General features: G+C 68.9%; 22 protein-coding genes, 2 tRNA genes and 1 other RNA gene. 14 read left to right on the top strand and 11 right to left on the bottom strand.

The features are described 5' to 3' along the window. Positions 1-26: 26 nt before the first annotated feature. From ffs to ABZX92_RS28200, 4 genes are all read right to left on the bottom strand, one after another. Positions 27-121, bottom strand: an RNA gene (ffs, locus tag ABZX92_RS28215) — signal recognition particle sRNA small type. A gap of 18 nt (positions 122-139) precedes the next feature. Continuing rightward, positions 140-712 carry a maleylpyruvate isomerase family mycothiol-dependent enzyme gene (locus tag ABZX92_RS28210; protein WP_355565584.1) on the bottom strand — a complete coding sequence of 191 codons (573 nt, stop codon included), beginning with the start codon at positions 710-712 and terminating at the stop codon, positions 140-142. Continuing rightward, complete coding sequence (locus tag ABZX92_RS28205; protein WP_355565582.1) at positions 709-1890, bottom strand: DUF6596 domain-containing protein; 1182 nt, start codon at positions 1888-1890, stop codon at positions 709-711. Before ABZX92_RS28205 ends, ABZX92_RS28210 begins: the two co-directional genes overlap by 4 nt. Before the next feature lie 7 nt (positions 1891-1897). Next, on the bottom strand, positions 1898-2236 hold the full coding sequence (locus ABZX92_RS28200) for a YciI family protein (RefSeq protein ID WP_355565580.1): 339 nt from the start codon (positions 2234-2236) through the stop codon (positions 1898-1900). A gap of 141 nt (positions 2237-2377) precedes the next feature. Here ABZX92_RS28200 and ABZX92_RS28195 point away from each other — a divergent pair. The 3 genes from ABZX92_RS28195 (at position 2378) to ABZX92_RS28185 (ending at position 3870) form a co-directional block, all read left to right on the top strand. Continuing rightward, positions 2378-2465, top strand: a tRNA-Ser gene (locus ABZX92_RS28195). 53 nt (positions 2466-2518) lie between these two features. Continuing rightward, a complete protein-coding gene (locus ABZX92_RS28190) occupies positions 2519-3178 on the top strand; it encodes a GPP34 family phosphoprotein (RefSeq protein WP_355565577.1) in 660 nt (219 codons plus the stop codon). A gap of 47 nt (positions 3179-3225) precedes the next feature. Next, the gene (locus ABZX92_RS28185) at positions 3226-3870 is read left to right on the top strand and encodes a GPP34 family phosphoprotein (protein ID WP_355565574.1); all 645 of its coding nucleotides are present in this window, start codon (positions 3226-3228) and stop codon (positions 3868-3870) included. A gap of 19 nt (positions 3871-3889) precedes the next feature. On the opposite strand, the gene ABZX92_RS28180 is transcribed toward ABZX92_RS28185, so the two are convergent. Beyond that, positions 3890-6325 carry an endonuclease/exonuclease/phosphatase family protein gene (locus ABZX92_RS28180; RefSeq protein WP_355565571.1) on the bottom strand — a complete coding sequence of 812 codons (2436 nt, stop codon included), beginning with the start codon at positions 6323-6325 and terminating at the stop codon, positions 3890-3892. A gap of 198 nt (positions 6326-6523) precedes the next feature. Between ABZX92_RS28180 and ABZX92_RS28175 the strand changes: the two genes are divergently transcribed. From ABZX92_RS28175 to ABZX92_RS28165, 3 genes are read left to right on the top strand one after another with little or no spacing between them, the layout of a single operon-like run. After that, positions 6524-7297, top strand: coding sequence for a maleylpyruvate isomerase family mycothiol-dependent enzyme (locus tag ABZX92_RS28175; RefSeq protein WP_355565568.1), 774 nt, complete (start codon positions 6524-6526; stop codon positions 7295-7297). Between the two features lie 2 nt (positions 7298-7299). Continuing rightward, positions 7300-8073, top strand: a complete 774-nt coding sequence (locus ABZX92_RS28170; protein ID WP_355565566.1) for a maleylpyruvate isomerase family mycothiol-dependent enzyme — start codon at positions 7300-7302, stop codon at positions 8071-8073. Next, on the top strand, positions 8073-8471 hold the full coding sequence (locus ABZX92_RS28165; protein ID WP_355565563.1) for a VOC family protein: 399 nt from the start codon (positions 8073-8075) through the stop codon (positions 8469-8471). The genes ABZX92_RS28170 and ABZX92_RS28165 overlap by 1 nt, the downstream gene beginning before the upstream one ends. A 43-nt stretch (positions 8472-8514) precedes the next feature. Here ABZX92_RS28165 and ABZX92_RS28160 read toward each other — a convergent pair. The 3 genes from ABZX92_RS28160 to ABZX92_RS28150 form a co-directional block, all read right to left on the bottom strand. Continuing rightward, positions 8515-8599: transfer RNA gene (locus ABZX92_RS28160), tRNA-Ser, on the bottom strand. Positions 8600-8631: 32 nt separating this feature from the next. Beyond that, positions 8632-9063 carry a nucleoside deaminase gene (locus ABZX92_RS28155; RefSeq protein WP_355565611.1) on the bottom strand — a complete coding sequence of 144 codons (432 nt, stop codon included), beginning with the start codon at positions 9061-9063 and terminating at the stop codon, positions 8632-8634. Positions 9064-9077: 14 nt separating this feature from the next. Continuing rightward, entirely contained in the window at positions 9078-9566 is a 489-nt protein-coding gene (locus tag ABZX92_RS28150; RefSeq protein WP_355565560.1) for a tRNA adenosine deaminase-associated protein, read from the bottom strand. Between the two features lie 60 nt (positions 9567-9626). Between ABZX92_RS28150 and ABZX92_RS28145 the strand changes: the two genes are divergently transcribed. The 5 genes from ABZX92_RS28145 to ABZX92_RS28125 are packed head-to-tail and all read left to right on the top strand — an operon-like array spanning position 9627 to position 16309. After that, complete coding sequence (locus tag ABZX92_RS28145) at positions 9627-10832, top strand: M20 family metallopeptidase (protein WP_355565558.1); 1206 nt, start codon at positions 9627-9629, stop codon at positions 10830-10832. A 25-nt stretch (positions 10833-10857) separates the two neighbouring features. Then, on the top strand, positions 10858-11805 hold the full coding sequence (locus ABZX92_RS28140) for a prephenate dehydrogenase (RefSeq protein WP_355565556.1): 948 nt from the start codon (positions 10858-10860) through the stop codon (positions 11803-11805). A gap of 9 nt (positions 11806-11814) precedes the next feature. Beyond that, a complete protein-coding gene (locus ABZX92_RS28135) occupies positions 11815-13365 on the top strand; it encodes a hypothetical protein (protein ID WP_355565553.1) in 1551 nt (516 codons plus the stop codon). Positions 13366-13384: 19 nt separating this feature from the next. After that, positions 13385-15106, top strand: coding sequence for a hypothetical protein (locus ABZX92_RS28130; protein ID WP_355565552.1), 1722 nt, complete (start codon positions 13385-13387; stop codon positions 15104-15106). A gap of 18 nt (positions 15107-15124) precedes the next feature. Then, on the top strand, positions 15125-16309 hold the full coding sequence (locus ABZX92_RS28125) for an acetyl-CoA C-acyltransferase (protein WP_355565549.1): 1185 nt from the start codon (positions 15125-15127) through the stop codon (positions 16307-16309). On the opposite strand, the gene ABZX92_RS28120 is transcribed toward ABZX92_RS28125, so the two are convergent. Next, positions 16306-17019, bottom strand: a complete 714-nt coding sequence (locus ABZX92_RS28120) for a helix-turn-helix domain-containing protein (RefSeq protein WP_355565546.1) — start codon at positions 17017-17019, stop codon at positions 16306-16308. The two genes, ABZX92_RS28125 and ABZX92_RS28120, sit on opposite strands and share 4 nt — an antisense overlap. A gap of 199 nt (positions 17020-17218) precedes the next feature. Between ABZX92_RS28120 and ABZX92_RS28115 the strand changes: the two genes are divergently transcribed. Beyond that, a complete protein-coding gene (locus tag ABZX92_RS28115) occupies positions 17219-17821 on the top strand; it encodes a DUF4097 family beta strand repeat-containing protein (protein WP_355565543.1) in 603 nt (200 codons plus the stop codon). Between the two features lie 26 nt (positions 17822-17847). Further along, the gene (locus ABZX92_RS28110; protein ID WP_355565541.1) at positions 17848-19956 is read left to right on the top strand and encodes a DPP IV N-terminal domain-containing protein; all 2109 of its coding nucleotides are present in this window, start codon (positions 17848-17850) and stop codon (positions 19954-19956) included. A 258-nt stretch (positions 19957-20214) separates the two neighbouring features. Here the strand turns inward: ABZX92_RS28110 and ABZX92_RS28105 are convergent, their stop codons facing one another. Then, positions 20215-20775 carry a putative glycolipid-binding domain-containing protein gene (locus ABZX92_RS28105; protein WP_355565538.1) on the bottom strand — a complete coding sequence of 187 codons (561 nt, stop codon included), beginning with the start codon at positions 20773-20775 and terminating at the stop codon, positions 20215-20217. 81 nt (positions 20776-20856) lie between these two features. Further along, entirely contained in the window at positions 20857-21027 is a 171-nt protein-coding gene (locus ABZX92_RS28100) for an antitoxin (protein ID WP_082114497.1), read from the bottom strand. A 189-nt stretch (positions 21028-21216) separates the two neighbouring features. On the opposite strand from ABZX92_RS28100, the gene ABZX92_RS28095 reads away from it, so the two are divergent. After that, entirely contained in the window at positions 21217-22542 is a 1326-nt protein-coding gene (locus tag ABZX92_RS28095; protein WP_355565535.1) for a BNR-4 repeat-containing protein, read from the top strand. Positions 22543-22645: the final 103 nt, after the last annotated feature.

Genomic DNA, 22645 nt, shown 5'->3' with positions numbered 1-22645 from the left:
AGACAGTACCGGGGACCCCCGACAGAAAAAGGGGACCCCGTGCACCCACCAGAGCCCGCTTATCCTTGCTGCCTTCCGGCCCTGGGGAGGTTCGCGAGATGTGTGCCGCACGAGGTCCGTCGCTAGTGTAGCGAAGGGTCTAGATCGAACGTGTGTTCGAGTTGCCCACAGTGTTGTCCACAGGTGGGGACAACTCGCGGCCCGTCGCCAGCATCAGCAGGTCAGACGCAGGAAGAGCAGGCAGAACGCCTTCCGGGAAACGCTTGCGAGCGCCCCAGAAAGGGCTCTTCATCACATGATCCAGAGCCGCCTGGGCCGGTTCGAGAGGCATCTCGCGGACACGGCCGAGCGGGCGGGCGATGTCCTGGCCGTGGACCAGGAAGTCGACCAGCGGGTCGATCGGCGCGGCCATGGGCGCGCGCTTCGGAGAGGCCGCCGTCTCGCGGATCTGCGCGATCAACTCCGACCGGGTGAACTGTGCCGCCAGTTCGTGGGCCTTCACGTCCTCCATGCGGTTCCAGTCGAACCGCGCCCGGAAGGCGCCCCTGATCACGTCGCCCCAACCCGTTCGGGTGGAAGTCGTGAGGTGAGCGGCCAGCTCCTGCATGGTCCAGCCGGCGCAGAGGGTTTCGCGCTGCCATTCGTCGTCGGTCAGGTCCTCCAGGAGGTCGGCGACGCTCAAGCGCTCGGCCTCCAGCCACTTCATGATCATGATCGCTCCTCGACGGCGGTGAGCCTGCGGCGCAGGAAGTCCTGTTCGGATGAGGTGCCCGCGAGCGCGATGGCCTCGCGGTAGGCCTGGGCGGCTTCGGCGGGCCGGCCCAGGCGGTGCAGCAGGTCGGCACGGGCCGCTCGGTACGGGTGGTAGTCGCGGAGCTTGGGTTCGTCCGCGAGTTCGTCCAGCAACGCCAGACCGGCGGCGGCACCGTCGCGCATGGCGATGGCTGCCGCGCGGTTCAGGGCGATCACCGGCGACGGAGTCAGACGCAGCAGCACGTCGTAGAGCGCGACGATCTGTGGCCAGTCCGTACTCGCGAAGTCCGGAGCCTCGTCGTGCAACGCGTTGATGGCCGCCTGCACGCCGTACGGGCCGTGGCCACCGGTCAGCGCCAACTCCGCCAACGCAGAGCCTTCGGTGATCATGTCGCTGTCCCAGAGCGTGCGGTCCTGGTCCTCCAGCAGCTCATCCCGCGCGTCACGACGGGCGTGGACCAGCAGCATCAACGCCAACAGCCCCGCGACCTCGCGTTCGGCCGGCAGCAGGTCGCGCAGGATCCGGGCGAGCCGGATCGCCTCGTCCGCCAGGTCGACGCGCTGGGCCGCGTACCCCTCGGTGAAGATCGAGTACACCGCCTGCAGCACGCCGGGCAGGCGTTCCGGGAGCTCGTCGGGATCCGGCACGCGGAACGGGATCCGCGCCTCCCTGATCTTCTTCTTCGCGCGCACGATCCGTTGCTGCATCGTCGCGACCGGCACCAGGTACGCCCGCGCGACCTCCGGCGTGGTGAATCCGGCCAGGCAGCGCAGGATCAGCGCGCCGCGGTCCTCCGCCGGCAATGCCGGGTGCGCGCACGTGAAGAACAGCTCCAGCCGCTCGTCCGGCAACGACCCGGTCACCGGCGCATCGGCCCGCGAGACCTCCACCTGCAGCAACGCCAGCCGCGCCGCGTGGACCTGGTCGCGGCGCAGGCGGTCGACGGCCTTGCGGCGCGCGGTCGTGAGCAACCACGCGCCGGGCCGATCGGGCACCCCGTCCACCGGCCAGTGCCGCAACGCCGCCTCGATCGCGTCGGAGGCGACCTCCTCGGCCAGGTCGAGGTCGCCGAAGCGCTTGACCAGGGTGGCGAGCAACCTGCCGCGCTCCTCCCGGAACACCTGCTCGACGTTCATCGCGAACTCAGAAGTCGAATTCCGCGATCGGCCTCACGACGACCGCGCCGCCGTCACGCGAGCCAGGACACTTCGCCGCCCATTCGAGTGCCGCGTCGAGGTCCGGCACGTCGATGATGTTGTAGCCGCCGAGCACCTCACGTGTCTCGGCGAACGGTCCGTCGGTGACCGTGCGCCTGCCGTCCGGTCCGACCTGGACGGTGGTCGCTGTGACCAAGTCGGCGAGCGAGTGCCCGGAGACGAGCACGCCCGCGCCCCTCATCTCCTTCTCGTAGGCGATCCAGTCGGCGACGGTGCAGCTCGGCTGCTGGTCAGAGGCCGCGTAGATCAACAGCATGTACTTCACGAATGCCCTCCTCGGTCGGTCTTACGGGATCACGACGAGCGACTCACCGCCAGATCGACACAGCCGGCGAAGATTTTTTGCGAGACCCCGCGCGACCCCCCGTTTTGGGTCGCGGAACACCCGTCCGGTAAGGTTCTCGACGGAGGATTCGCATAGCGGCCTAGTGCGCACGACTGGAAATCGTGTTGGGTTCACCCCCTCACGGGTTCAAATCCCGTATCCTCCGCCATCGCGGAAGGCGTCGACTTGCAACAGTCGGCGCCTTTCTGGCGTTATGAGGCCATGCTGCCCGAAGATCTGATGCTGCTCTTCCTCGACGAGGAGACCGGCCGCGTGCTGATGGACACGACGTCGATCCACAACGCCCTCGCCGGAGCCGTGCTGCTGGAGCTCGTCCAGTCGGGACGGGTGGCGTTCGACGAGGACGGCAAGAGGCTCGCGGTCGTGGACCCCACGCCGTTGCCCAACGAGTTCCTGCAGGAGTCGCTCAGCAGGCTCACCAAGCCGATGAAGCCGCAGCAGGCCGTGGAGAAGCTGCGGATCCACGTGCGCGACAACGTGATGGCGCAGCTCGAAGGCCGTGGCGTGCTGTCGGTCGAGAAGACCAAGATGCTCGGGATCTTTCCCACCAAGAGCTACGTGATCCAGGACGTCGAGGCGGTCAGCGAGATCCGGGACGCGGTCGGCAACGTCGCGCTGGGGCATCGGGCGCCGGACGAGCGGACCGGCGCGTTGATCTCGCTGCTGTACGCGGTGAAGGGCCTGCACAAGGTGTTCGACGGTGACAAGCGCGAGATGAACGCGCGAGCCGAAGAGATCGCTGCCGGGCAGTGGGCCGGGATCGCCGTGAAGAAGGCGATGGAGGCGGTACAGGCCACGATCATGATGATGATGATGGTGGTGGCGTCCACGGTGGCCGCGACGTCGGTGTCGTCGAGCTGATACGAAAGTCGGATTCCCGGGACCACAGCGGCAACTACCGTTCTCACATGCTGCCCGAAGACCTGATGCTGCTGCTCATCAACCAGCAGAACGGCCGCCTCCTCGCCGATTCGTCATCGGTGGAGAACGCGCTCGCCGGTGCCGTGCTCATCGAGCTGGTGAACTCGGGGCGCGTCGCGTTCGAGCCCAACGGCAAGAAGCTCCAGGTCGTCGATCCGACACCGGTGAACGACCCGTTGCTGTACGAGGCGCTCGGCAGGTTCGACAAGCCGATGAAGCCCCAACGGGCGGTGGAGCGCCTGCGGAAGAAGGTGCGGGACAACGTCATCGCGCAACTGGCCGGCCGTGGCGTCGTGCGGGTGGAGCCGAGGAAGGTGCTCGGGATCTTCCCGGCGAAGAGCTATGTGATCACCGACGAGGCCAGGCACGCGAAGATCCGGCAGGTGGTCGGTGAGGTCGTGCTCGGGCATCGCGGGCCGGACGCGCACACCGGGTCGTTGGTCACGCTGCTGCACGCGGTGAAGGCCGTGCACAAGGTGTTCGACGGCGACAAGCGCGAGATGAACAGGCGTGCCAAGGAGATCGCGGCCGGCAACTGGGCCGGCGAGGCCGTGCGCAAGGCGGTCGAGGCGATTCAGGCTGGTGTGGCCGCCGCAACGGCAGCTGCCGCCGCCGCGTCATCGGGAGGATGACGCGGCGGCGAGAGCGGGCTTACTTCTTCAGGCAGTCGAGGATGTCCTCGAGCGCGAACACGATCTTGTCGACGTTCGCGTCACCCGTGGACGGGCGGGCGCGGACGATCTGCGGGTCGTGGTCGCTCGCCTGGTCGGCGAACTCGGCGTTGATGTGCACCACGTCGTAGCTGAAGCGCGTGATGTTCTTGCTCATCACGAGGTGGTCCAGCGTCTGCGAGTTGCCCTCGAAGACGTAGCTGTACCGCTCGTTCACCGGCAGCGTCTCGATCAGCGCCTTGAGGTTGCCGTCGCTGGTCAGCGTCTTCACCGCGGGCGAGAACTGGTAGTCGTTCAGGTCGCCGGCGAGGACGATGTTGGCGCCCTTGTCGACCGCGCGGAGCTGCTCGGTGAACGCCTTCAGCGCGGTGGCCTGCTTGGCGCGCTGCACCTCGGACGAGCGGTTCGGCGGCTGGTTGCGGCCGTGCACGGCCTCGTCGCCGCCCTTGGAGTTGAAGTGGTTCGCGACCACGAAGACCGTGCGGCCGCGGAACTTGAACTCACCGGCGAGCGGCTTGCGGCTGTTCGCCCACGCGTCGTTCAGCGGGTCGATCCGGCCCGGTGAGATGGAAAGCGCGGCACGGCCGTTCTTCTTCACGACCGAGACCGGGGTCTTGAAGTCGCCACCGGGACGGTCCACGAAGGACACTCGCTGCGGGTTGAAGAAGAAGCCGACCCGGATGTTGCCGCCGGGCTCGCCGCCGTCCTTCAGGTTCTCCGGGTCGATCTCGCGCCACTGGTAGCGCGGGCCACCCTTGGCGACGATCGTGTCGGAGAACTTCTGCAGCGTCTGGTCCGCCGCGACGGTGCCGTCGTTCACCGCGCCGTTGTTGTCCTGGATCTCTTCCAGCACAACGACATCCGGGCTGCGGAGGTTCGTCGTCACGCCATCGGCGAGCCGGTCGAACTTCTCCTGCGGGTCGGACGGGTCGAGGTTCTCGACGTTGTAGGTCGCGACCGACAGCTCGGATTCCTTCTGCTGCGTGGTGATCTCGCGCTGCAGGTCGCCGGAGACGTGCTGGCCGAGCGACAGAGCGGCGAGCGTGTAGCCGCCGAAGTTCGTGTACTCGATCGCGCCGACGGTCGCGCCGGAGAACACGTCACCGACGTTGGACGCGGGCAGCGCACCCGCGGTCTTGATCTTCAAGCGGCCGCTGTTGGCCTGGTCGTAGCCGGTGTAGGTGGTGCCACCGCGCAGGTTCTTGTTCTGGTCCGGGTTCGTGGTGACCCAGACCTCGCCGAACGCGTTGCTCGGGCCGACCACGCGGGCGTCGTCGACCTGGACGAGCGTGCCCTCGAGCGACTCGAAGTAGTCAAGGCCGTACTTGTCCGGCTCCAGCGGGAGCTGCTCGATGCTGCCGCCGGGCGCGGGCAGGTAGCCGGCCGGGATGTTCTTCACGACGACCGGCGCCGGGACGGGGTTGCCCTTCGAGACCGTGATCGTGGTGGCCTGGGCGATCTCGGTGAGGGTCTGGTTGGAGCCCGTCTCACCGCCCGGCCGGTACTCCGCGACCGTGCCGCTGACCAGCACGTTGTCGCCGACGGCCACGGTCGGCGCGGTGCCTGCCGTGTAGACGAAGATGCCCTCGCTGGTGCGCGGGTCGCTGTCCGGGCTGACCGTGTCCTGGATCCAGAAGCCGCGGTCACCCGTCGCGCGCGTGCCGGTGACGACGCCGGGGACGTTGCTGACCTTCTGGCCGAACAACGGCGAGTAGCGCGTGACGCCCTGGATGTCGTGGATGCGCTTGTCGCCGGGCGTGGGGTCGGGGTCGGGATCCGGGTTGCCGCCGCCCGGGGTCTCGCCCTTGGAGTTGGTCGGGCTGGGGGCGCCGACCTTGAAGTCGGCGGAGTTGTCGTCGGTGTCGCCGAGCTCGATGTTGCGGAACGCCGAGGTGGTGTTGCTCAGGGCGTTGGTCGCGGTGCCTTCGCGGACGACCGCCGTGCCGTAGCCGACGAGGTCCTTGACGCGCGCGTCGGCGGCGCAGTCGGCGGCAGTCTTGCAGGTGAGCGCTGCGGTGCCGTTGACCAGCGCGATGGTGCCGCCGGTGGCGCTCATGGCGATCGTGCCGGTGGCGTCCGGAGTCGGCAGGTTGACCGTGCCGCCGGTGCCCTTGGCCTCGGCGACGAGGAACGTCTTGCCCGGCGCGATCGAACCGGTCAGCGGGGTCACGCCCCACTGCGTGGTCGCGCCGGGAGTGGCCGAGATGTACTGGACGCTGTAGCCGTCCAGGCTGATCGCGGCCGCGCCCTTGTTGGCGAGCTCGACGAAGTCCTGGTTGAGGGTGGCGCCGGAGTTGCCGCCGCCTCCGTAGACCTCGGAGATCAGCGCGTCGGGGCTGGGTGCGGCAACGGCGGGGACGGCGGCGAACACGAGCGCCGCCACCGCTGTCCCGACGACGGGCAGGGTGGGTCTCAAAACTCCTCCAGGGGATGCGGCGGACCGACGCATCCTTCCTCGATCGAGTGATGTTTGGTAGCCGTTGTTACTAACGGTTAACCGGTTGGCCCATCAATGATCACTCGAACAAGTGTTCGATCATGGTGTATGCTTCACACCGGAACGCTGACCGGTGGGCCCCTCCCAGGCGCCGGTCGGCGTCCCTACTTTTAGTACATGGGGAAGTTGAGCTACGAGCGCCACTGCGCCGAGATCACCAATCAAGCCACTCTGCTGGTTACCGCACTGAATGGTGCTGACCTGGGCATTCAGGTGCCCTCCTGCCCGGACTGGACCTTGAACCAGTTGCTGCGCCACGTGGGCTTCGCCTACCGCTGGGCCGACGAGATGATCCGCGGGAGGCATCCGGAGGTCGACTTCACCCGCAACCTGTCGCTCGACGTCACGGCACACGTGGACGAGAAGGCCTCCGTGCTGGGTCCCTGGATCGAGGAGGGCGCGGCGTCGCTCGCGGCCGCGCTCCAGGCCGTCGACCCGGACGAGATGATCGCCACGCTTGCCGGCAACCCGGGCCCGCGCCTGTGGGCACGCCGGATGGCGCAGGAGACCGTCATCCACCGCTGGGACGCCGTCAACGCGCTGGGCGTGCAGTTCGAGATCGACCGGGACCTGGCAGCCGACAACCTGACGGAGTGGGCGCACTTCGCGCTGCCGTTCGCGTTCTACCGCTGGCCTGAGGAGACCGCCGTGCTCGTCGGACCGGACCACACGGTCCACCTGCACGCGACGGACGCCGACTGCGAGCTCGTGCTCGATCTGACCGCCCCGAGGCCCGCCGTGCGCGAGGGGCACGAGAAGGCGGCGGTCGCGGTGCGCGGGCCGGTGGCGGAACTGATGCTCGCCGTCTACCGGCGGCGGCCGGTGGAGGGGCTCGAGGTGTTCGGTGATCGCGAACTGCTCGATCAGCTCCTCACGAGCGTACGTTTTTGACCATGGGGATCTTGAGCTACGCGCAGCGGCTCGACGCGGGCGTTGCGCAGACGGAACTGCTGGTTGCCGGTGTGGCGGATGCCGACCTGTCGATTCCGGTGCCCGCGACACCGGACTGGACGCTGAACCAGCTGCTGCGGCACCTCGGGTACGCGCACCGGTGGATCGAGCAGCTGGTCCGGGAGCGGATCCCGGATGCCGACCGCTCGCTCAGCAAGGCGCACTCGGTCGAGTCGTACGCCGGCGAGAGCGCTGCTCTCCTCGGCCCCTGGCTGACCGAGGGGGCCGGGCTGCTGGCAGCGGCGATGCGGGAGGTGTCGCCGGAGGAGCCGATCGCGGTGCTGTTCCCGGACGTGCCGGGCCCGCGGTTCTGGTCGCGACGGATGGCGCACGAGACGTGGGTGCACCGCTTCGACGCGTTCGAGGCGCTCGGCCTGCCGTTCGAGGTCGACCCGGTGGTGGCCGCGGACGGGTTGTGGGAGTGGATGAACGTGGGACTGCGGATCGTCGCCCTGCGGCGGCCCGAGTTCGCCGAGCTGCTCGGGCAGGGCGGCACGCTGGTCTTCGAGGCGACCGACGTCGACGCTTCGTGGCACGTGGATCTGACCGGATCCGCCCCGGTGGCGAGCGAGGGCGGGGGCTCGGGCGCGGTGACCGTGCGCGGACCGGCAGCGGATCTGGTGCTGACGCTGTACCGGCGCCAGGGGCCTGATGGTCTCGACGTGTCCGGCGACGACGCGCTGCTGAAGGAGTTCCTGGGCCGGGCGAGGTTCTGATGATCTTCGCGTGTCGGCCGAACCTGCTGGTCGGCGACCTGTTCGGCAGCCTGCGGTTCTACGCGGACGCGCTGGGGTTCGCGATCGGCTGGGAGTGGTCGGACCGCTCGGGCCGGTTCCTGCGGGACGGAGAGCACTGCGAGCCGGGCGAACCGGGCACGGCACTGGTCGGGAGGGACGGCGTCCAGATCATCCTGACCCAGCTCGCGGGCGACCACACGACGCGGCTGCACCTCGACGTCGAGGCCGCCACCCAGGTGGACGAGCTGTTCGAGGAGTGGCGGGGCCGGGGAGTGGACATCGCCGAACCGCCGTTCGTCCGGCCTTGGGGCATGTACGAAATGCGGCTGCACGACCCCGACGGCAACGTGCTGCGAGTCAGTTCGCCGCCTGCCTGAAGATGCGAAAAGGGCCCCGGATTGCTCCGGGGCCCTTCGTCAGCGGTGGCGGTGGGATTTGAACCCACGGAGGCTTTCACCTCACACGCTTTCGAGGCGTGCTCCTTCGGCCGCTCGGACACGCCACCGGTAAGAACAATACAGGGCCTGATCCACCCGGTTAACGCTGGGTCCGGAAGAAGCGTTCGAGCAGGTCAGCGCATTCGGACTCCAGCACACCGCCCAGCACCTCGGGCCGATGGTTGAGCCGGCGGTCGCGCACGACGTCCCAAAGCGACCCCACCGCCCCGGTTTTGGGCTCCCAGGCACCGAAGACGAGACGAGAAACACGCGCCAGCACCAACGCTCCCGCGCACATCGTGCACGGTTCGAGAGTGACCGCGAGCGTGCAGCCGTCGAGCCGCCAGCCGTCGCCGAAGCGAGCAGCCGCCTGACGCAGAGCCAGGATCTCGGCGTGCGCGGTCGGGTCGCCGAGAGCTTCACGCGCGTTGCAGGCCGAGGCGAGCACGGAGCCGTCCGGCGCGAAGACGACCGCGCCGATCGGGACGTCCGCGGCCGACAGCGACGCCGCGACGAGGGCGGCCCTGATCATGGCTTCTGGGGAGATCACGCCTGGATCGTGTCGAGCAGCTTCGTGAACTCGTCGATGAAGCCGATCCGCTGGGCGATCATCTGGAGCTGCTCGTCCGGGTAGAGGTCGACCTCGTCGACGATGATCTGGAGCTCGTGCGACGGCATGCCCAGGTCGGACAGCACGCCGAGGTCGCCCTCCGGCCAGAGTTCGTTGTCTTCCTCGTCCGGCGGTTCGACGCGCAGGAGATCGAGAACGTCGGCCGCGATGTCGTAGTCGAGGGCGGCGGCCGCGTCGGAGAGCAGCAACGACACACCGCCGGGCACGGGGCGCAGGATGATGAAGAACTCGTCGTCGACGGCTAGCAGACCGAAAGCGGCGCCGGTCGAGCGCAGCTGGCGCAGCTGAGTGATCGCCGCGTCCAGCTCCGACAGCGCGGAGCTGTCCATCCTGCTGCACCGCCAGCGGCCGTCCTCCCGGACGACCGCGACCGCGAAGCCGTTGACCGGCTCCTGCTGTGTCATGTGCACACCGTAGGGCCCAGACGACCTTCCCGGTAGCTGAGGTGGTGGCACCATCGATAGATGAGCACAACTACGCCGGACCCGCGTCTCGCCGGACTGCTCGAGGGGGCGCGCTCGCTGCAGCCGCGCACGGTGGCGCTGCGCAGGCAGATCCACCGCCACCCTGAACAGGGACTTCAGCTCCCCAGGACCCAGGCGGCGATCCTGCACGCGCTGGAGGGGCTGCCGCTCAAGGTCACGAAGGGCCAGTCGACGACTTCGGTCGTGGCGGTGCTCGAGGGCGAACGGCCGGGGCCGACGGTGTTGTTGCGCGGCGACATGGACGGGCTGCCGCTCCAGGAGGACACCGGCCTGCCGTACGCGTCCGAAGTGGACGGCAACATGCACGCCTGCGGGCACGACACGCACGTGGCGATGCTGGCGTCGAGCGCCCGGCTGCTCGCTGATCGGCGCGACGCGCTCCGGGGCAACGTGCTCTTCATGTTCCAGCCGGGCGAGGAGGGCTACCACGGCGCCCGGTACATGATCGAGGAAGGCCTGCTCGACGACGGCGTGGAGAAGGCGTTCGCACTGCACATCACGTCCAGTTTGAAGTCCGGCGTCGTGACGTGCCGGCCAGGGCCGATCATGGCGTCCGCGGACTCGTTCCACGTCCACGTGAAGGGCCGCGGCGGGCACGGCGCGATGCCGCACAACGCGCTGGACCCGGTGCCTGCCGCCGCGGCGATGGTCGGGGCGCTGCAGACGATGCTCGGGCGGCGGGTCAGCGTGCACGAGCCGGCCGTGGTGACGGTCGCGCAGATCAACGCCGGCACGACCACGAACATCATCCCGGAGACCGCCACGCTCGACGGCACGATCCGGACGTTGTCGGAGGCCACCCGCAAGCTCGTGCACAAGGAGCTCAAGCAGGTCATCAAGCACACGGCCGCCGCCTACGGGTGCCACGCCGAGGTCAGCATCGTGCCGGGCTACCCGGTCACGGTGAACGACGACGCGGTCGGCCAGCACGTCGTCGACCTCGCCGCGCAGGCGATGGGGCCGACGTGGAGCGAGTCGATGCTCGACCCGTTGATGGGCGCCGAGGACTTCTCCTACGTGCTGCAACGGGTGCCGGGCGCGCTGGCGTTCCTCGGTGCCTGCCCGCGTGGCATCGACCTGGAGGAAGCGCCGCCGAACCACTCGAACCGGGTGCTGTTCGACGAGGCCGCGATGGAGCACGGGGTGGCGACGTACGCGGCGTTCGCGCTGGACGCCCTCCGGTAGTTCCGAGCACGTGTCGCACGGAATGATGGACGACGTGCGAGACGTGTGCGTGATCGGACTGGGACTGATCGGCGGCTCCGTGCTGCGAGCCGCGAAGGCTGCCGGGCGCACGGTGTGGGGTGCCACGGCGAGCAAAGAGGACGCGGACAAGGCGCGTGCCGAGGGCTTCGACATCTACAGCGTGGACGAGGCCCTCAGCCGCGACCCCGAGGCGCTCGTCGTGCTCGCCGTGCCGTTGCCCGCGCTGCCGGACCTCCTGCGCAAGATCCCCGCAGGCACTCGGCTCACGGACGTGACCAGCGTGAAGGGTCCTGTCCACGACGCTGTGCACCGGTACGCGGCCGATGTGAGGTTCGTCGGCGGCCACCCCATGGCGGGCACGAGCCAGAGCGGCTGGGACGCAGGCAGCGAGACCCTCTTCCGCGGAGCGGCCTGGGTCGTCACGCCAGAAGAGGCCGACGACCACCTCAACGACGTCATGCAGCTCGCCCTCGACCTCGGCGCCCACGTCGTCCCGACCACGCCGGAGGAGCACGACGAGGCGGTCGCGCGGATCAGCCACCTCCCGCACGTCATGGCCGCGATCCTGGCCGCGACCGGAGCCGACGGCGGACCGCTCGCGATGGCTCTCGCCGCGGGCAGCTTCGGCGACGGCACGCGGGTCGCGGGCAGCAGGCCGGAACTCGTCCGGGCCATGTGCGAGGGCAACCGGGGCGCGCTCCTGATCGCCGTCGACGACGCCCTCGGCCGGCTCGGCGCGGCCCGCGGATCGCTCGCCTCGACGGGCGGCCTCGCGAAGACCATCGAAGCGGGCCACGAAGGCCGGAACACGCTGGTCAACCAGCCCCAGCGCACCAAGATCACCATCGATCTGACCAAGCCGGGAGCCCTCGCGGCGTTGCGGAACCTCGGCTCACGTGGCGGGCGCGTGGTTGGGCTGAACGGCAGCACCGCCACGGCGGAAACATCGTAGGGTCTCCGGGTGGATCGACGGACCCTCGCCGGTGGGCTCGGTGGACTCGCGCTGGTCATCGCGGCGGTCGTGGCGCTCAGAACCGGTGACGCGCCGGACACCCTGAAACGCGAGATCGACGACGTCGTCCAGGTCGTGGAGCAGCAGGAACCCGGCAAACCGGCGAACGCGCGGGCCCAGGCGCTCGACGCCGACGCGTTGCAGATCGCGTGGAACGGCTCGGCGTCGGCCTACGAGGTGCGCTGGAACGGCAACGAGCAGCTCGTCCCCGGCCCCGAGGTCGAGATCCCCGGGCTGAACCCGGACGCCCAGGTCGAGGTCGAGATCCGGGCGGTCAGCGCGACCGGCAAGCGGTCGGAGCCGCTCAAGATCGCTGCCACGCCCAAGGACCTCTACAACGACAAGTGGGACGACCAGCTCGTCGGACAGATCGACAGGTTCGACGGCCCGGAGGCGCTCGATCCGCGGAAGTGGCGGGTCGAGGCCGACCAGGAGTGCCTGGGGCTGCGGCCGTTCGGACCGAGCAAGCGCATCGACGTCGACTGCCCGATGGCCGCGTTCCAGTCGAACACGCCCATCAGGTTCGGCGTTCCGGCGAGTGACGGCGCGATCGGCCGGGCGATCATCAGCGTCGCCGGCGCCGTGGAGTCGAGCCACGTGCGGCTGACGCTGCTGCCGGACCCGTGGCAGTACCTCAAGGAGAACGACGTCCAGGCCCGCGGCGCGGTCAGCCTCGACATCACCACCCAGGGCACGCGGATCATCGCCGACCCGGACCTCCCGCGCACCGGCAAGCAGGTCCAGCTCGGCGACGCACCGCTGACCGGGCTCGTCGCGGGCGTGCGGCATCGCTGGGAGATGCGGGTCCTGCCGGACGCGGTGCTCGCACTCCGAGACGGCGTGGTCGTCGCCTGCGAACCGGTGGCCCTCAAGGAACCGCTGGTCCACCCCAGGGTCCGGATCGACGGCGGCGGCTTCCTGGACGCGTTCGGCATCGGCGGCGTGCCGGAACGGGTCGTGCCCACCGAGGTCATCCCGATCCTCCCGGACACCGAGGTGCCCGCGGACGTGGTGGCCGCCAAGATCGTCACCCCGGAAGCCGGCAACCAGGTCAGGGTCACCGACGTGCCGATCAACTCGGGCAAGATCGTCGCGGCCCCACCGGCCCAGCTCGTCGTGATCCGCAAGCCCGAGAGCCGCCCCGGCACGTTGCCGAAGCTCGCCGACCGGCCAGGCGGCATCAAGACCGGCGGCCCCCGGCTGCACGTCATGCACGAGGACGGCACCAAGCCGCCGCAGCCCCTCCCGCACACCGGCCGCATCCTCGTCACGGCGGAGGTCAACGCCATCGGCCATCGCGGGATCGAGCTCGAACTGGACGGCAAACGGATCGTTTCGCTGCCCACCAACGAGCAGGGTTCGGGCGTGCCGGGGAGGCACGAGTTCTGGCTCGACGCGAAGAACCTGGCCTCCGGGTCGCACACTCGGCTCAAGCTCAGCGTCCTTCCGGCGGACCATGGCGAACCCGTTACCACCGAAACCGTGTTCGAGCTGGGGTGAACGCCTTAGCGTGACTCGCATGAAGCGGGTCGCCTTCGTCGTCGCAGGCCTCGCGTTGGTGGTCGGCGTGATCGTCCTGCGCGACACCGACGGGGGTAACTCGACGTTGCCCACGGCTCCCCCGCCACCGACGAAGCTCAAGCCGTACGTGTCGGACCAGGTGCTGGTGCCGAGCCCGCAGGGGCGTCCCGCGACACCGGCGAACGTCGTCGCGCGCGGCGGCCACCACAAGATCCAGCTCAACTGGTCCGGCGACGCTCCCGCCTACGAGGTGAAGTGGGGCGCGAAGACCAAGCTGGTGACCAGGCCCGGCACCCAGCTCAACGGCCTGGAGAACGAGCGCGAGCAGGAGATCGAGATCCGCGCGGTCGACTCGTTCGGCCAGCGCTCGCAGCCCGCTCGCACCAAGGCCACACCCCGTGCGGACAACGCCCCGTACACGTTCGTCGACCGCTTCGACAGCCCGGACGAGCCCGATCTCCAACGCTGGCGCCTCGCCAAGCGCACCGACTGCGCCCGCGCGACCTCGGGCGACGAGGAAGACCACGACCGGCTGGTCATCAGCAGCAGCTGCGGCACGCGCGCGGTGACGTTGCGGTCGCGCACGCCGTTCGTGCGCAGCGACGACGAATCGCGCTTCGTGATCGAGACGGACGCACCGGGCACCGGCGGCAAGCTGCTGCTGGACCTCGTGCCCGGCCCGGTCAGCGTCCAGGGCGACCCGGTGCTGCCCGGTGCAATCCGCGCGACCGTCTCCACGGATGTCGTCGGCAACTCGATCATCGAGCTCGTCCCGAACGGCACCGCGACCAAGCCCATCCCGGCCGCGGTGCCCGGGATGACGGTGCGCTGGGAGATCGTGCTGACCAAGGCCGGCACCCAGGTCACCAGGGACGGCGAGGTCGTCGCGACGTCGCCGTTCGTGCCGGAGTGGCACGAGGCGACGGCGTTGATCGGCGTGGCTGCACTCGCGGGCGACCGGATCCGCGCGGGCGTCGACCTCATCGGCTACCGGACCGCCAAGTCGGACGCGCCGCCCAACGTGCCTACGCCGCAGGTCCGCATCGACGGGCCCGTGAGCAGCAACTACCAGATCCCGGACGTCACCTCGGGCCAGCTGCGAATCGCCCTGATCCCGTCGCGGGAGAGCGATCCCGTGACGGCCGTGAAGATCAACGGCGTGGAGGTGCCCCTGCGTGCTGCCGTGCCAGGCACGCCGTGGAAGCCCGGCGCGGAGTACCCCGCCATCGCCGACCTGCCCAAAGAGGCCTTCACCGACAACCTCAACGTCCAGCTGGTGACGCAGGAGCGCATCCAGGTCACGCACACCGACGTCGAGCTGACCGGCGCCAAGAGCCCGCCGCAACGCCAGGCCGGTACGCCGTTGGTCGACGCCCGCCCGGTGCTCGCCGATCCCGTGCCCGAGGTGCTCGACGCCGGTGGCCAGCCGATCGAGAACGGCGCCGCGTTCAACCGCGGCCGGGTGGTGCTGGAAGTGCGCGTCAACGCCCTCGACGCGGCTGTCGCGGGCCTCGCCGGGTTCGAGATCCGGCTCGACGGCAACCACATCGCGACCGTGCCCACGGCCGCCGACGGACCGGCCGCCGCAGGTCGGTGGCGGATTTCACTGAACACGTCGTCGTTGTCCGCCGGTCCGCACGCGATCGAGGTCAGGGCGTTCAGCACCGATTCAGACGTGCATCCCGAAACGGGTTACGTCCCGTTCCTGCTCAAGCCGTAATTGGGTCAAGATGGACGTATGGCCCGCGCACTGATCCTCGACGCAGCCCGCACGCCGTTCGGCAGGTACCGGGGAGGTCTTTCCGGCATCCGGGTGGACGACCTCGCGGCGCTGCCCATCGTCGACCTGCTGCGCCGCTATCCGTCCCTGGACCTGGCCCGCATCGACGACGTGCTGCTCGGCGACGCGAACGGCGCCGGGGAGGACAACCGCAACGTCGCCCGCATGGCCGGTCTGCTGGCGGGCCTGCCGGTCTCCGTGCCCGGTGTGACGCTCAACCGGCTGTGCGCCTCCGGTGGTGAAGCCGTGGTGCAGGCTGCTCGGGCACTGGCCGCCGGGGACGCGGACCTGCTCGTCGCCGGTGGGGTGGAGGGGATGTCGCGGGCGCCGTTCGTGACGGCACGGCCGGACAAGGCCTTCCCGGACCGCATGGAGACCGTGTCGACGGCGCTGGGCTGGCGGCTGGTGAACCCGCGGATGCCCAAGCACTACACGGTTCCGCTGGGGTTGGCCGCCGAGAACGTGGCTCACGAGCTGGGCATCACGCGCGCCGAGATGGACAACTTCGCGTTGCGCTCCCATCGGCGCGCTGCTGCTGCGTGGGATGCAGGTGTGCACGAAGGGTTCGCGTTCTCCGTGCAGCTGCCGGACGGGACCGCGGTGCGGCGCGACGAGAACGTCCGCGCGGACACCAGCATCGAGAAGCTCGGGAAGCTGAAGCCTGCTTTTTCGGAGAACGGATCCGTGACCGCGGGCAACGCTTCCCCGTTGAACGACGGTGCTTTGGCCGCGTTGATGGGCACGGAAGCCATGGCCGCCGAGCTGGGTGTCGAGCCGTTGGGTGAGGTGCTCGGGTCGGCGACGACCGGCGAGGAGCCGCACCGGTTCACGATCGCGCCGGTCTCGGCGATCCGGAAGTTGTTGAAGCGCTTGCACCTTGAAGCCGCGCAGATCGACCTGTGGGAGATCAACGAGGCGTTCGCCGCCATGGCGCTGTCGGTGCTGCACCACCTGCCGGAGATCGACCGCGAGAAGGTCAACGTCCACGGCGGCGCGATCGCCTACGGGCATCCGCTGGGTGCGTCGATGCCGCGCGTGATCATCGATGTCGCACGGCACCTGCGCGCACGTGGTGGTGGCGTTGGCATTGCGGCCGCGTGCGTTGGTGTGGGCCAGGGTGTCGCGGTGGCAGTGCGCGTCTAAGGCTTGGGGTGCAGGATGTCCCGGGCTTGTTCGGCGGCCCGGACGATGCTCTCGGACACGAAGTCGAGGAACCGCGAGATGTTCTCCAGGCGGTCGGCCGCCGGAGTGCCGGAGCCGAGGACGCCGACGCCCTGCCGCGCTGCCTCGGCGAGCTTGGACGTGCCGGCGGCGCTGGCGATCATCGACTGGTACCAGATGTCACCCTCGTCGACGACGTAGCGCTCGCGGCGTCGTTCGTCGCGTTTCCTGCCGATCAGCCCCTGGGCTTCGAGGTAGGCCATGGCCTTGGAGACCGACGCCGGGCTGACCTGCAGGTGGTTGACGAGCTCTGACGCGCTGAGGCTGCCCGAGTCGGTCGCGTAGAGGCTGGCGAGCGCCCTGGCCGTCATCTTCGGCAGGCCCTGTGCCATGAAGATGCCCGAGAACGCCTCCTCGAACTCACGCACGGCCTCGGGGTCGCGCCCGTCGGCCCGTTCCGTGGTCCGGCGGCCTCGGGGTGCGGCCTGCTTGCGGCGCTGGGCACGGCGTTCGGTGCCCAGTTGCGCCAGGTCGGCCTTGTAACCGGACGGGCCGCCGTTGCGCATCACCTCGCGCGTGACGGTCGAGGTCGGACGGTCGAGTGCGCGGGCGATCTCCGCGTAGGAGAGGTCGTCGGCCAGACCGATCGCGATCTGGCGGCGTTCCTGCTGGGTGAGTCGGCCTCCTGGCATGGCCGTCAGCGTAGCGTTCAGCTTCATATCATTGCAACGGATTCCAGGTGATCGTTGCGTTAGTTCTACGACCCATTGCAACACTTTATGGCATTTGAACTGCACTGATGCGCTTCTAACGCAACAAGCTCGTTGTTGAGATCTGTGAACGCAACGTAGCGTTTCGCTCATCAGAAACACCGAGTCACAGGAGCCAGAGATGCAGAAGTTCGCCACCACCGCCCCGATCGCCGCCGTCCTCGACATCCCCGCGGGCCTGGTCCAGTTCATCGCCGCCGACCGCACGGACGCCTCGGTCGACGTCCGTCCCGCCGACGCCTCGAAGAGCCGCGACGTGAAGGCCGCTTCTCGGACGCAGGTCTCGTTCGCCGACGGCGTCCTGCAGATCAAGGGTGAGACCGGCGGGATCCTCGGGTCGTCCGGTTCGGTCGAGATCACCGTGCAGCTGCCCACCGGTTCCCGCGTCGAGGCGAAGGCCGCCAGCGCCGAGTTCCGCGGCGTCGGCCGGCTCGGTGACATCGCCGTCGAGGCCGCGCAGAGCGACATCAAGATCGACGAGGCCGCGAACGTCCAGGTGAAGGTCCAGGCCGGTGACGTGTTCGTCGGCAGCCTCAACGGTTCCGCCGAGATCAGCACCTCGAAGGGCGACATCGAGGTCTCCGTCGCCGCGGGCCTCTCCGCTTCGCTGGACGCCGGCACCTCCTACGGCCGGATCCACAACGCGCTGAAGAACAACGGCACGCCCGACATCGCGATCCGCGCCACCACCTCCTACGGCGACATCACCGCCAGCAGCCTCTGACCTTCCACCACTGGGGAGACCACACCATGAGCACCACCGAGAACTACCAGGCCGCAGAACTCCTCCTCCGCCGCGCCGCCAGCCCAGGTGAGCTGATCGTCGGCGACCGGGTTCGTCCACAGTGGATCGACGGTGGTGCCCGCTTCTGGTACCAGGTCCGCGATGGCGCCGACCGCAGGTTCTACGTCGTAGATCCTGCTTCGGGCACACGTTCACCGGACTTCGACCCGACGCCGTTCATCGCGCCGCCCGGCAATCCTCTGGAAGTCTCTTCGCCAGACGGCAAGTTCGCGGTCTCGCGCCGCGGTCAGGACCTGTGGGCACGCTCCGGCGACGACTCGTGGGCCCTGACGACCGACGGCGCTCCGGACCACGGCTACGGCTACGGCCCGGCCGCCATGAGCTACTCGACGTTGATGCGGAAGTTCGGCCTTCCGCACATGCCGCCCGCGCTCGCCTGGTCTCCGGATTCCGCCAAGGTTCTGGCGCACCGCACCGACGAGCGCAACGTCCGCCAGACCTACCTGCACGAGTCCCGCCCGGCCGACGGCAGCGCACCTGTCCTTCGTCCCCAGCGCTACGCCTACCCCGGCGACACCGACATGCCTCTCGCCGAACTGGTGGTGTTCGACCTGGCCGCGGGCACGATGGTCCGCGCCCAGTGCGACCCGCTGCTCATGCCGGAGTTCTCGCCGATCATGGCCGGTTGGGCGTGGTGGTCGGAGGACAGCTCGGCCGTCTACTTCCTGAGCCGCCCCCGCGACCAGCACTCGCTTTCGCTGAACCGCATGGACGCTTCTTCTGGTGAGGTCACGGTCGTGCTGACCGAGACCGGCACCAACCGGGTCGGCCCCAACCAGTTCATGTACGGCATGCCGATCGTGCGGGTGCTGGCCGACGAGGTGCTGTGGTTCTCGCAGCGCGACGGCTGGGGCCACCTCTACCGCTACGACCTGCACACCGGCGCGTTGCTCGGCCAGGTCACGTCCGGTTCGTGGCTGGTGCGCGAAATCCTGCACGTCGACGAGACCACCGTCTACTTCACGGCTTCGGGCTTGGTCGCGGAGGATCCCTACCGCCGCACCGTTTGTGCCGTGGGCCTGGACGGCACGGGGTTCAGGCTGGTCACCGATGACCTGATGGACCACGTCGTCACGGTGTCCCCTGACGGCAGGTACTTCGTCGACTCGGCGTCCACTGTGGACACGCCGCCTGTCTCCACGGTACGCGACTGGTCCGGCCGCGTGCTGGTCTCGTTGGAGCGCGCCGACATCAGCCGGTTGCTGCGGACGGGTTGGACCGCCCCGGAGCGCTTCTGCGTGAAGGCGGCCGACGGCGTCACCGACATCTACGGCGTGCTGTACAAGCCGCGCGGCTTCGACCCGTCCGTGCGCTACCCGGTCGTCGACAGCGTCTACCCCGGCCCCCAGGTCACGCGGGTCGACCCGTGCTTCGACCCCGGCGGCATGGGCATGGACGCGGAACCGTTGGCAGCACTCGGTTTCGTCGTGGTGGCGGTGGACGGCCGCGGCACTCCGGGCCGCAGCAAGGCTTTCCTGGACGAGTCGTACGGCCGGCTGTCCGACGCGGGCCGGTTGGAAGATCACGTCGCCGCACTGGAACAGCTGGCTGGTTCGCGGCCGTGGATGGACCTGTCTCGGGTGGGCGTGATGGGCCACTCAGGCGGCGGTTTTGCTGCTGGGCGGGCGATGCTGGCGTTCCCCGAGACGTACCACGCCGGCGTCGCACTCTCCGGCTCGCACGACAACCGCTACATCGGCCTGGGCTGGGCCGAGTCCTGCGACGGCTTTTCGAACCCGGAGGCTTGGGCCCGTGCGTCGAACATCGAGCTCGCGGACCGGTTGGCGGGAAAGCTGCTGCTGGTGCACGGCGAACTGGACGACACGGTCCACCCGGACCACGCGCTGCGGCTGGCGGACGCTTTGATCGCGGCCGGCAAGGACTTCGAGCTGCTGATCGTGCCGGGGGCCGAGCACCTGTTCATCGACAGGCTGGCCTACGTGCGGACGCGCTGCTGGGACTTCCTGGTCCGCTCGCTGATGGGCGTCGAGCCGCCCGCTTACCGCCCGGCGCCGATCGCCATCGACCCGGAGGTGCTCGGCGAGATGATGTAGCAACCAGCAGGGAACGCCGACCACCCTTCGCCGACCTGGGCAAGGGTGGTCGGCACATGCACGCCCTCGCTCGGCGAGAGCCCACATGTAGGCGTCGGGCCCCAACCGGCGGAACGCGGAGGAGGCCGATCACCTCGGCCTCTTCCCAGTCAAGCAACTCCGCCAACCTGCGCGGGGTGGGCGTGCCATCCAGCAAGCCAGTTTCACTCCAGCGTTCGGAGCAGACTCTCCCTGAAGGAAGTACTTCTTGGAGGGCTTCTAAATTCGCTTCGAGATCAGCGGGTACTCGACGACGAGGCCGTTCTTGTCGACCTTGATGTTCTGCTCGAACCCGCCGCTCTTGAACCGCACCACCGAGACGTCGTCCCCCACGGACACCGTGCGATAGGTCTGGGTCACGACCTTCACCGACAGATCGGGCAGATTCACGCGCACGACCGGCAGCGCGTGCTCCCCCTCCTCGCGGTGCAGGTTCAGCCTGCGGATCGGGATGGCGTTGAAGAGCACGGCGAACTGGACGTCGACGTCGAGGGCGTCGTTGAACGTCTCGCGCTTGCTGCCCTGGCCGTGGTCGACGAGCCAGGCGCCGTCCTCGGTGCGCGACAAGGAGCACTGGCGCTCTTCCGACACGGTCGCCGTGCGGAGCAGCAGGCGGTTGACCTGGCCGCTCTCGCCCACGGAGACCTCGAAGGAGGCGTTGAACTGCTCGTCGGGGCCCGCGGCGACCAGGCGGCCGGTCGCGCGGAGGCGTTGGTCGCTGGAGAGAAGCAGCCGGACCTGCTCCAGCCTGGGCTCGTGGATGCCCTGCCAGGTGATCATTTCCGGCCTGCGGGCAGAAGGAGAGCGGGTCTCCCCGTTCGAGGTGACCCGCCCTGCGTCAGTGGCGTTAGAGGAGTTCACTCATCCACCTGGAAGGATGTCCTTGATCTTCTCGGCAACCGAGTCGACCTGCTCGTCGTGACCGAACTTGCCGCTGACGAAATCCGCCGCGGCGTCCACGCCCTTGTCGACCTGCTCGTGGTGCTCCTCAGCGAGGTCCATGGCCTTGTTCTTGATCTCGTCGAAGTTCATGTGGTGCTCCTCCGCTCCTGACGCAGGGTACCCGAGTGGGGCCCGCGTGTTGATAGCCGCGATCACGCTAACTCCGCCTGGACAAGTCGGCTCGGCGACGCGGATGATGACCCCGCCGCCGCCTGGTCGGCCGCCGTCGCGGCCAGAACCAGGAGGACACGCCACATGACACGGCTCCTGCGTGGAGTTATGTCCGCTGTACTGCTTTTGCCGCTCGTCGTTGTCTCGTCGGCCCACGCCACAGCCGACACGCAGAGCTCCGACCTGGGCAAAGCCAAGTTCACGGTGACGAACACGGCCACGAGCGTCGCTGCCCGCAGTGACCGGCGGCCCGTCGCGGGTGGGGTCTACGACCGCAAGGTCGGCAGGACCTTCATCTCGTGGGCAGGCCAGTACGAGGACAGCTACGTCCAGACGTACGACCACCGCAAGGCCACCTGGTCCGCGCCCAACCGGGTCGCGGACGGGGACAAGGACTCGCACAACTACCCGACCATGGTTCAGGCCCGCGACGGGCATCTGCTGATCTTCCGCGGGATGCACAACGTCGAGCTGCGCATGTCCCGCTCGCCCCAGGCCAACTCGGCCGACGGCGTCTGGGAGGAGACGCTGATCTCCAAGAACGCGGCCACGTACCCGATGCCGTTCGTCACGCGCGACGGGACGATCTACGTCTTCTACCGCGAGACGACCCGCGACCTCGACCACGTGACGGCCACGGACACGCGTCCGATGCTCTACGTGGTGTCCAAGGACAACGGCAAGACGTGGAAGACCTCCACGGAACTGACCGGTGACCGGTTCGCGATCGGGTCGACGTCCCGCGCGGACAACATGAACGAGATCTACATCGGTCAGCTGCGGCAGGAGGACAACGGCCGCGTGCGGATCGCGTACACGCTCGCCGGTGGTGGCCCGGAAGGACATCTGCACGACCGCTACCACCGCAACATGTACTACGCGACGTTCGACCCGCGGAACCTGCACTTCTACTCGGCGGCCGGCAGGGATCTGGGCACCCAGATCGACGACGCCGACCAGGAGACGTACCTGAAGATCGCGGAGACCCCGCTGACCCTGCCGAACGCGGTCAAGTCCCCCGACTACATCCAGCAGGTGGGCACGACGCTGGGCAGGCCGTTCGTGCTGTGGTTCATGGGCGACCAGGACAAGGGACCGCTGCACAACTTCATGTCCACCTGGAACGGTCGCAGCTGGGAGACCAAGGAAGTGGCACGGGGACTGCGCACCCGTGACATGGAGCAGATCGACCCGTTCACGTGGCGCGTGTACGCCACCGAGGACGGCAAGCCGAACGTCAACACCTACCTGGTGCGGTTCGGCTGCACGTGGACGCCGGAAGCGGTGATCCCGACGGCCAAGCCGGTGCAGCGCGTCGAGATCGTGGAGAACTTCCGCGACCCGGCCCGCGCGATCTTCTCCGGCGCCTCCTCCGACCGGGACGTCGCGATCGCCGACGGCGACATCAGCGTCGCCGGCATTACCCGCCGGTAACGGAACGCGGGGGCCCCGCGTTTCCTTCAGGAGAAGCGGGATCACGCGGAGCAGCCAGCCGCAGACCGGGCACGACGGGTAGCACGGACGCGTCCCACATGCC

This window comes from Lentzea sp. NPDC006480 (assembly GCF_040611995.1).
Classification (GTDB): domain Bacteria; phylum Actinomycetota; class Actinomycetes; order Mycobacteriales; family Pseudonocardiaceae; genus Lentzea.
This window is presented reverse-complemented; position numbering and strand designations above follow the sequence as displayed.

What these genes read in the sequence shown, in the direction of transcription:
- ABZX92_RS28210 (WP_355565584.1), bottom strand. Translation starts at nt 712, where the DNA reads ATGATCATGAAGTGGCTGGAGGCCGAGCGCTTGAGCGTCGCCGACCTC.
- ABZX92_RS28205 (WP_355565582.1), bottom strand. Translation starts at nt 1,890, where the DNA reads ATGAACGTCGAGCAGGTGTTCCGGGAGGAGCGCGGCAGGTTGCTCGCC.
- ABZX92_RS28190 (WP_355565577.1), top strand. Translation starts at nt 2,519, where the DNA reads ATGCTGCCCGAAGATCTGATGCTGCTCTTCCTCGACGAGGAGACCGGC.
- ABZX92_RS28185 (WP_355565574.1), top strand. Translation starts at nt 3,226, where the DNA reads ATGCTGCCCGAAGACCTGATGCTGCTGCTCATCAACCAGCAGAACGGC.
- ABZX92_RS28175 (WP_355565568.1), top strand. Translation starts at nt 6,524, where the DNA reads ATGGGGAAGTTGAGCTACGAGCGCCACTGCGCCGAGATCACCAATCAA.
- ABZX92_RS28170 (WP_355565566.1), top strand. Translation starts at nt 7,300, where the DNA reads ATGGGGATCTTGAGCTACGCGCAGCGGCTCGACGCGGGCGTTGCGCAG.
- ABZX92_RS28165 (WP_355565563.1), top strand. Translation starts at nt 8,073, where the DNA reads ATGATCTTCGCGTGTCGGCCGAACCTGCTGGTCGGCGACCTGTTCGGC.
- ABZX92_RS28155 (WP_355565611.1), bottom strand. Translation starts at nt 9,063, where the DNA reads ATGATCAGGGCCGCCCTCGTCGCGGCGTCGCTGTCGGCCGCGGACGTC.
- ABZX92_RS28150 (WP_355565560.1), bottom strand. Translation starts at nt 9,566, where the DNA reads ATGACACAGCAGGAGCCGGTCAACGGCTTCGCGGTCGCGGTCGTCCGG.
- ABZX92_RS28145 (WP_355565558.1), top strand. Translation starts at nt 9,627, where the DNA reads ATGAGCACAACTACGCCGGACCCGCGTCTCGCCGGACTGCTCGAGGGG.
- ABZX92_RS28140 (WP_355565556.1), top strand. Translation starts at nt 10,858, where the DNA reads ATGGACGACGTGCGAGACGTGTGCGTGATCGGACTGGGACTGATCGGC.
- ABZX92_RS28130 (WP_355565552.1), top strand. Translation starts at nt 13,385, where the DNA reads ATGAAGCGGGTCGCCTTCGTCGTCGCAGGCCTCGCGTTGGTGGTCGGC.
- ABZX92_RS28125 (WP_355565549.1), top strand. Translation starts at nt 15,125, where the DNA reads ATGGCCCGCGCACTGATCCTCGACGCAGCCCGCACGCCGTTCGGCAGG.
- ABZX92_RS28120 (WP_355565546.1), bottom strand. Translation starts at nt 17,019, where the DNA reads ATGCCAGGAGGCCGACTCACCCAGCAGGAACGCCGCCAGATCGCGATC.
- ABZX92_RS28115 (WP_355565543.1), top strand. Translation starts at nt 17,219, where the DNA reads ATGCAGAAGTTCGCCACCACCGCCCCGATCGCCGCCGTCCTCGACATC.
- ABZX92_RS28110 (WP_355565541.1), top strand. Translation starts at nt 17,848, where the DNA reads ATGAGCACCACCGAGAACTACCAGGCCGCAGAACTCCTCCTCCGCCGC.
- ABZX92_RS28105 (WP_355565538.1), bottom strand. Translation starts at nt 20,775, where the DNA reads ATGATCACCTGGCAGGGCATCCACGAGCCCAGGCTGGAGCAGGTCCGG.
- ABZX92_RS28100 (WP_082114497.1), bottom strand. Translation starts at nt 21,027, where the DNA reads ATGAACTTCGACGAGATCAAGAACAAGGCCATGGACCTCGCTGAGGAG.
- ABZX92_RS28095 (WP_355565535.1), top strand. Translation starts at nt 21,217, where the DNA reads ATGTCCGCTGTACTGCTTTTGCCGCTCGTCGTTGTCTCGTCGGCCCAC.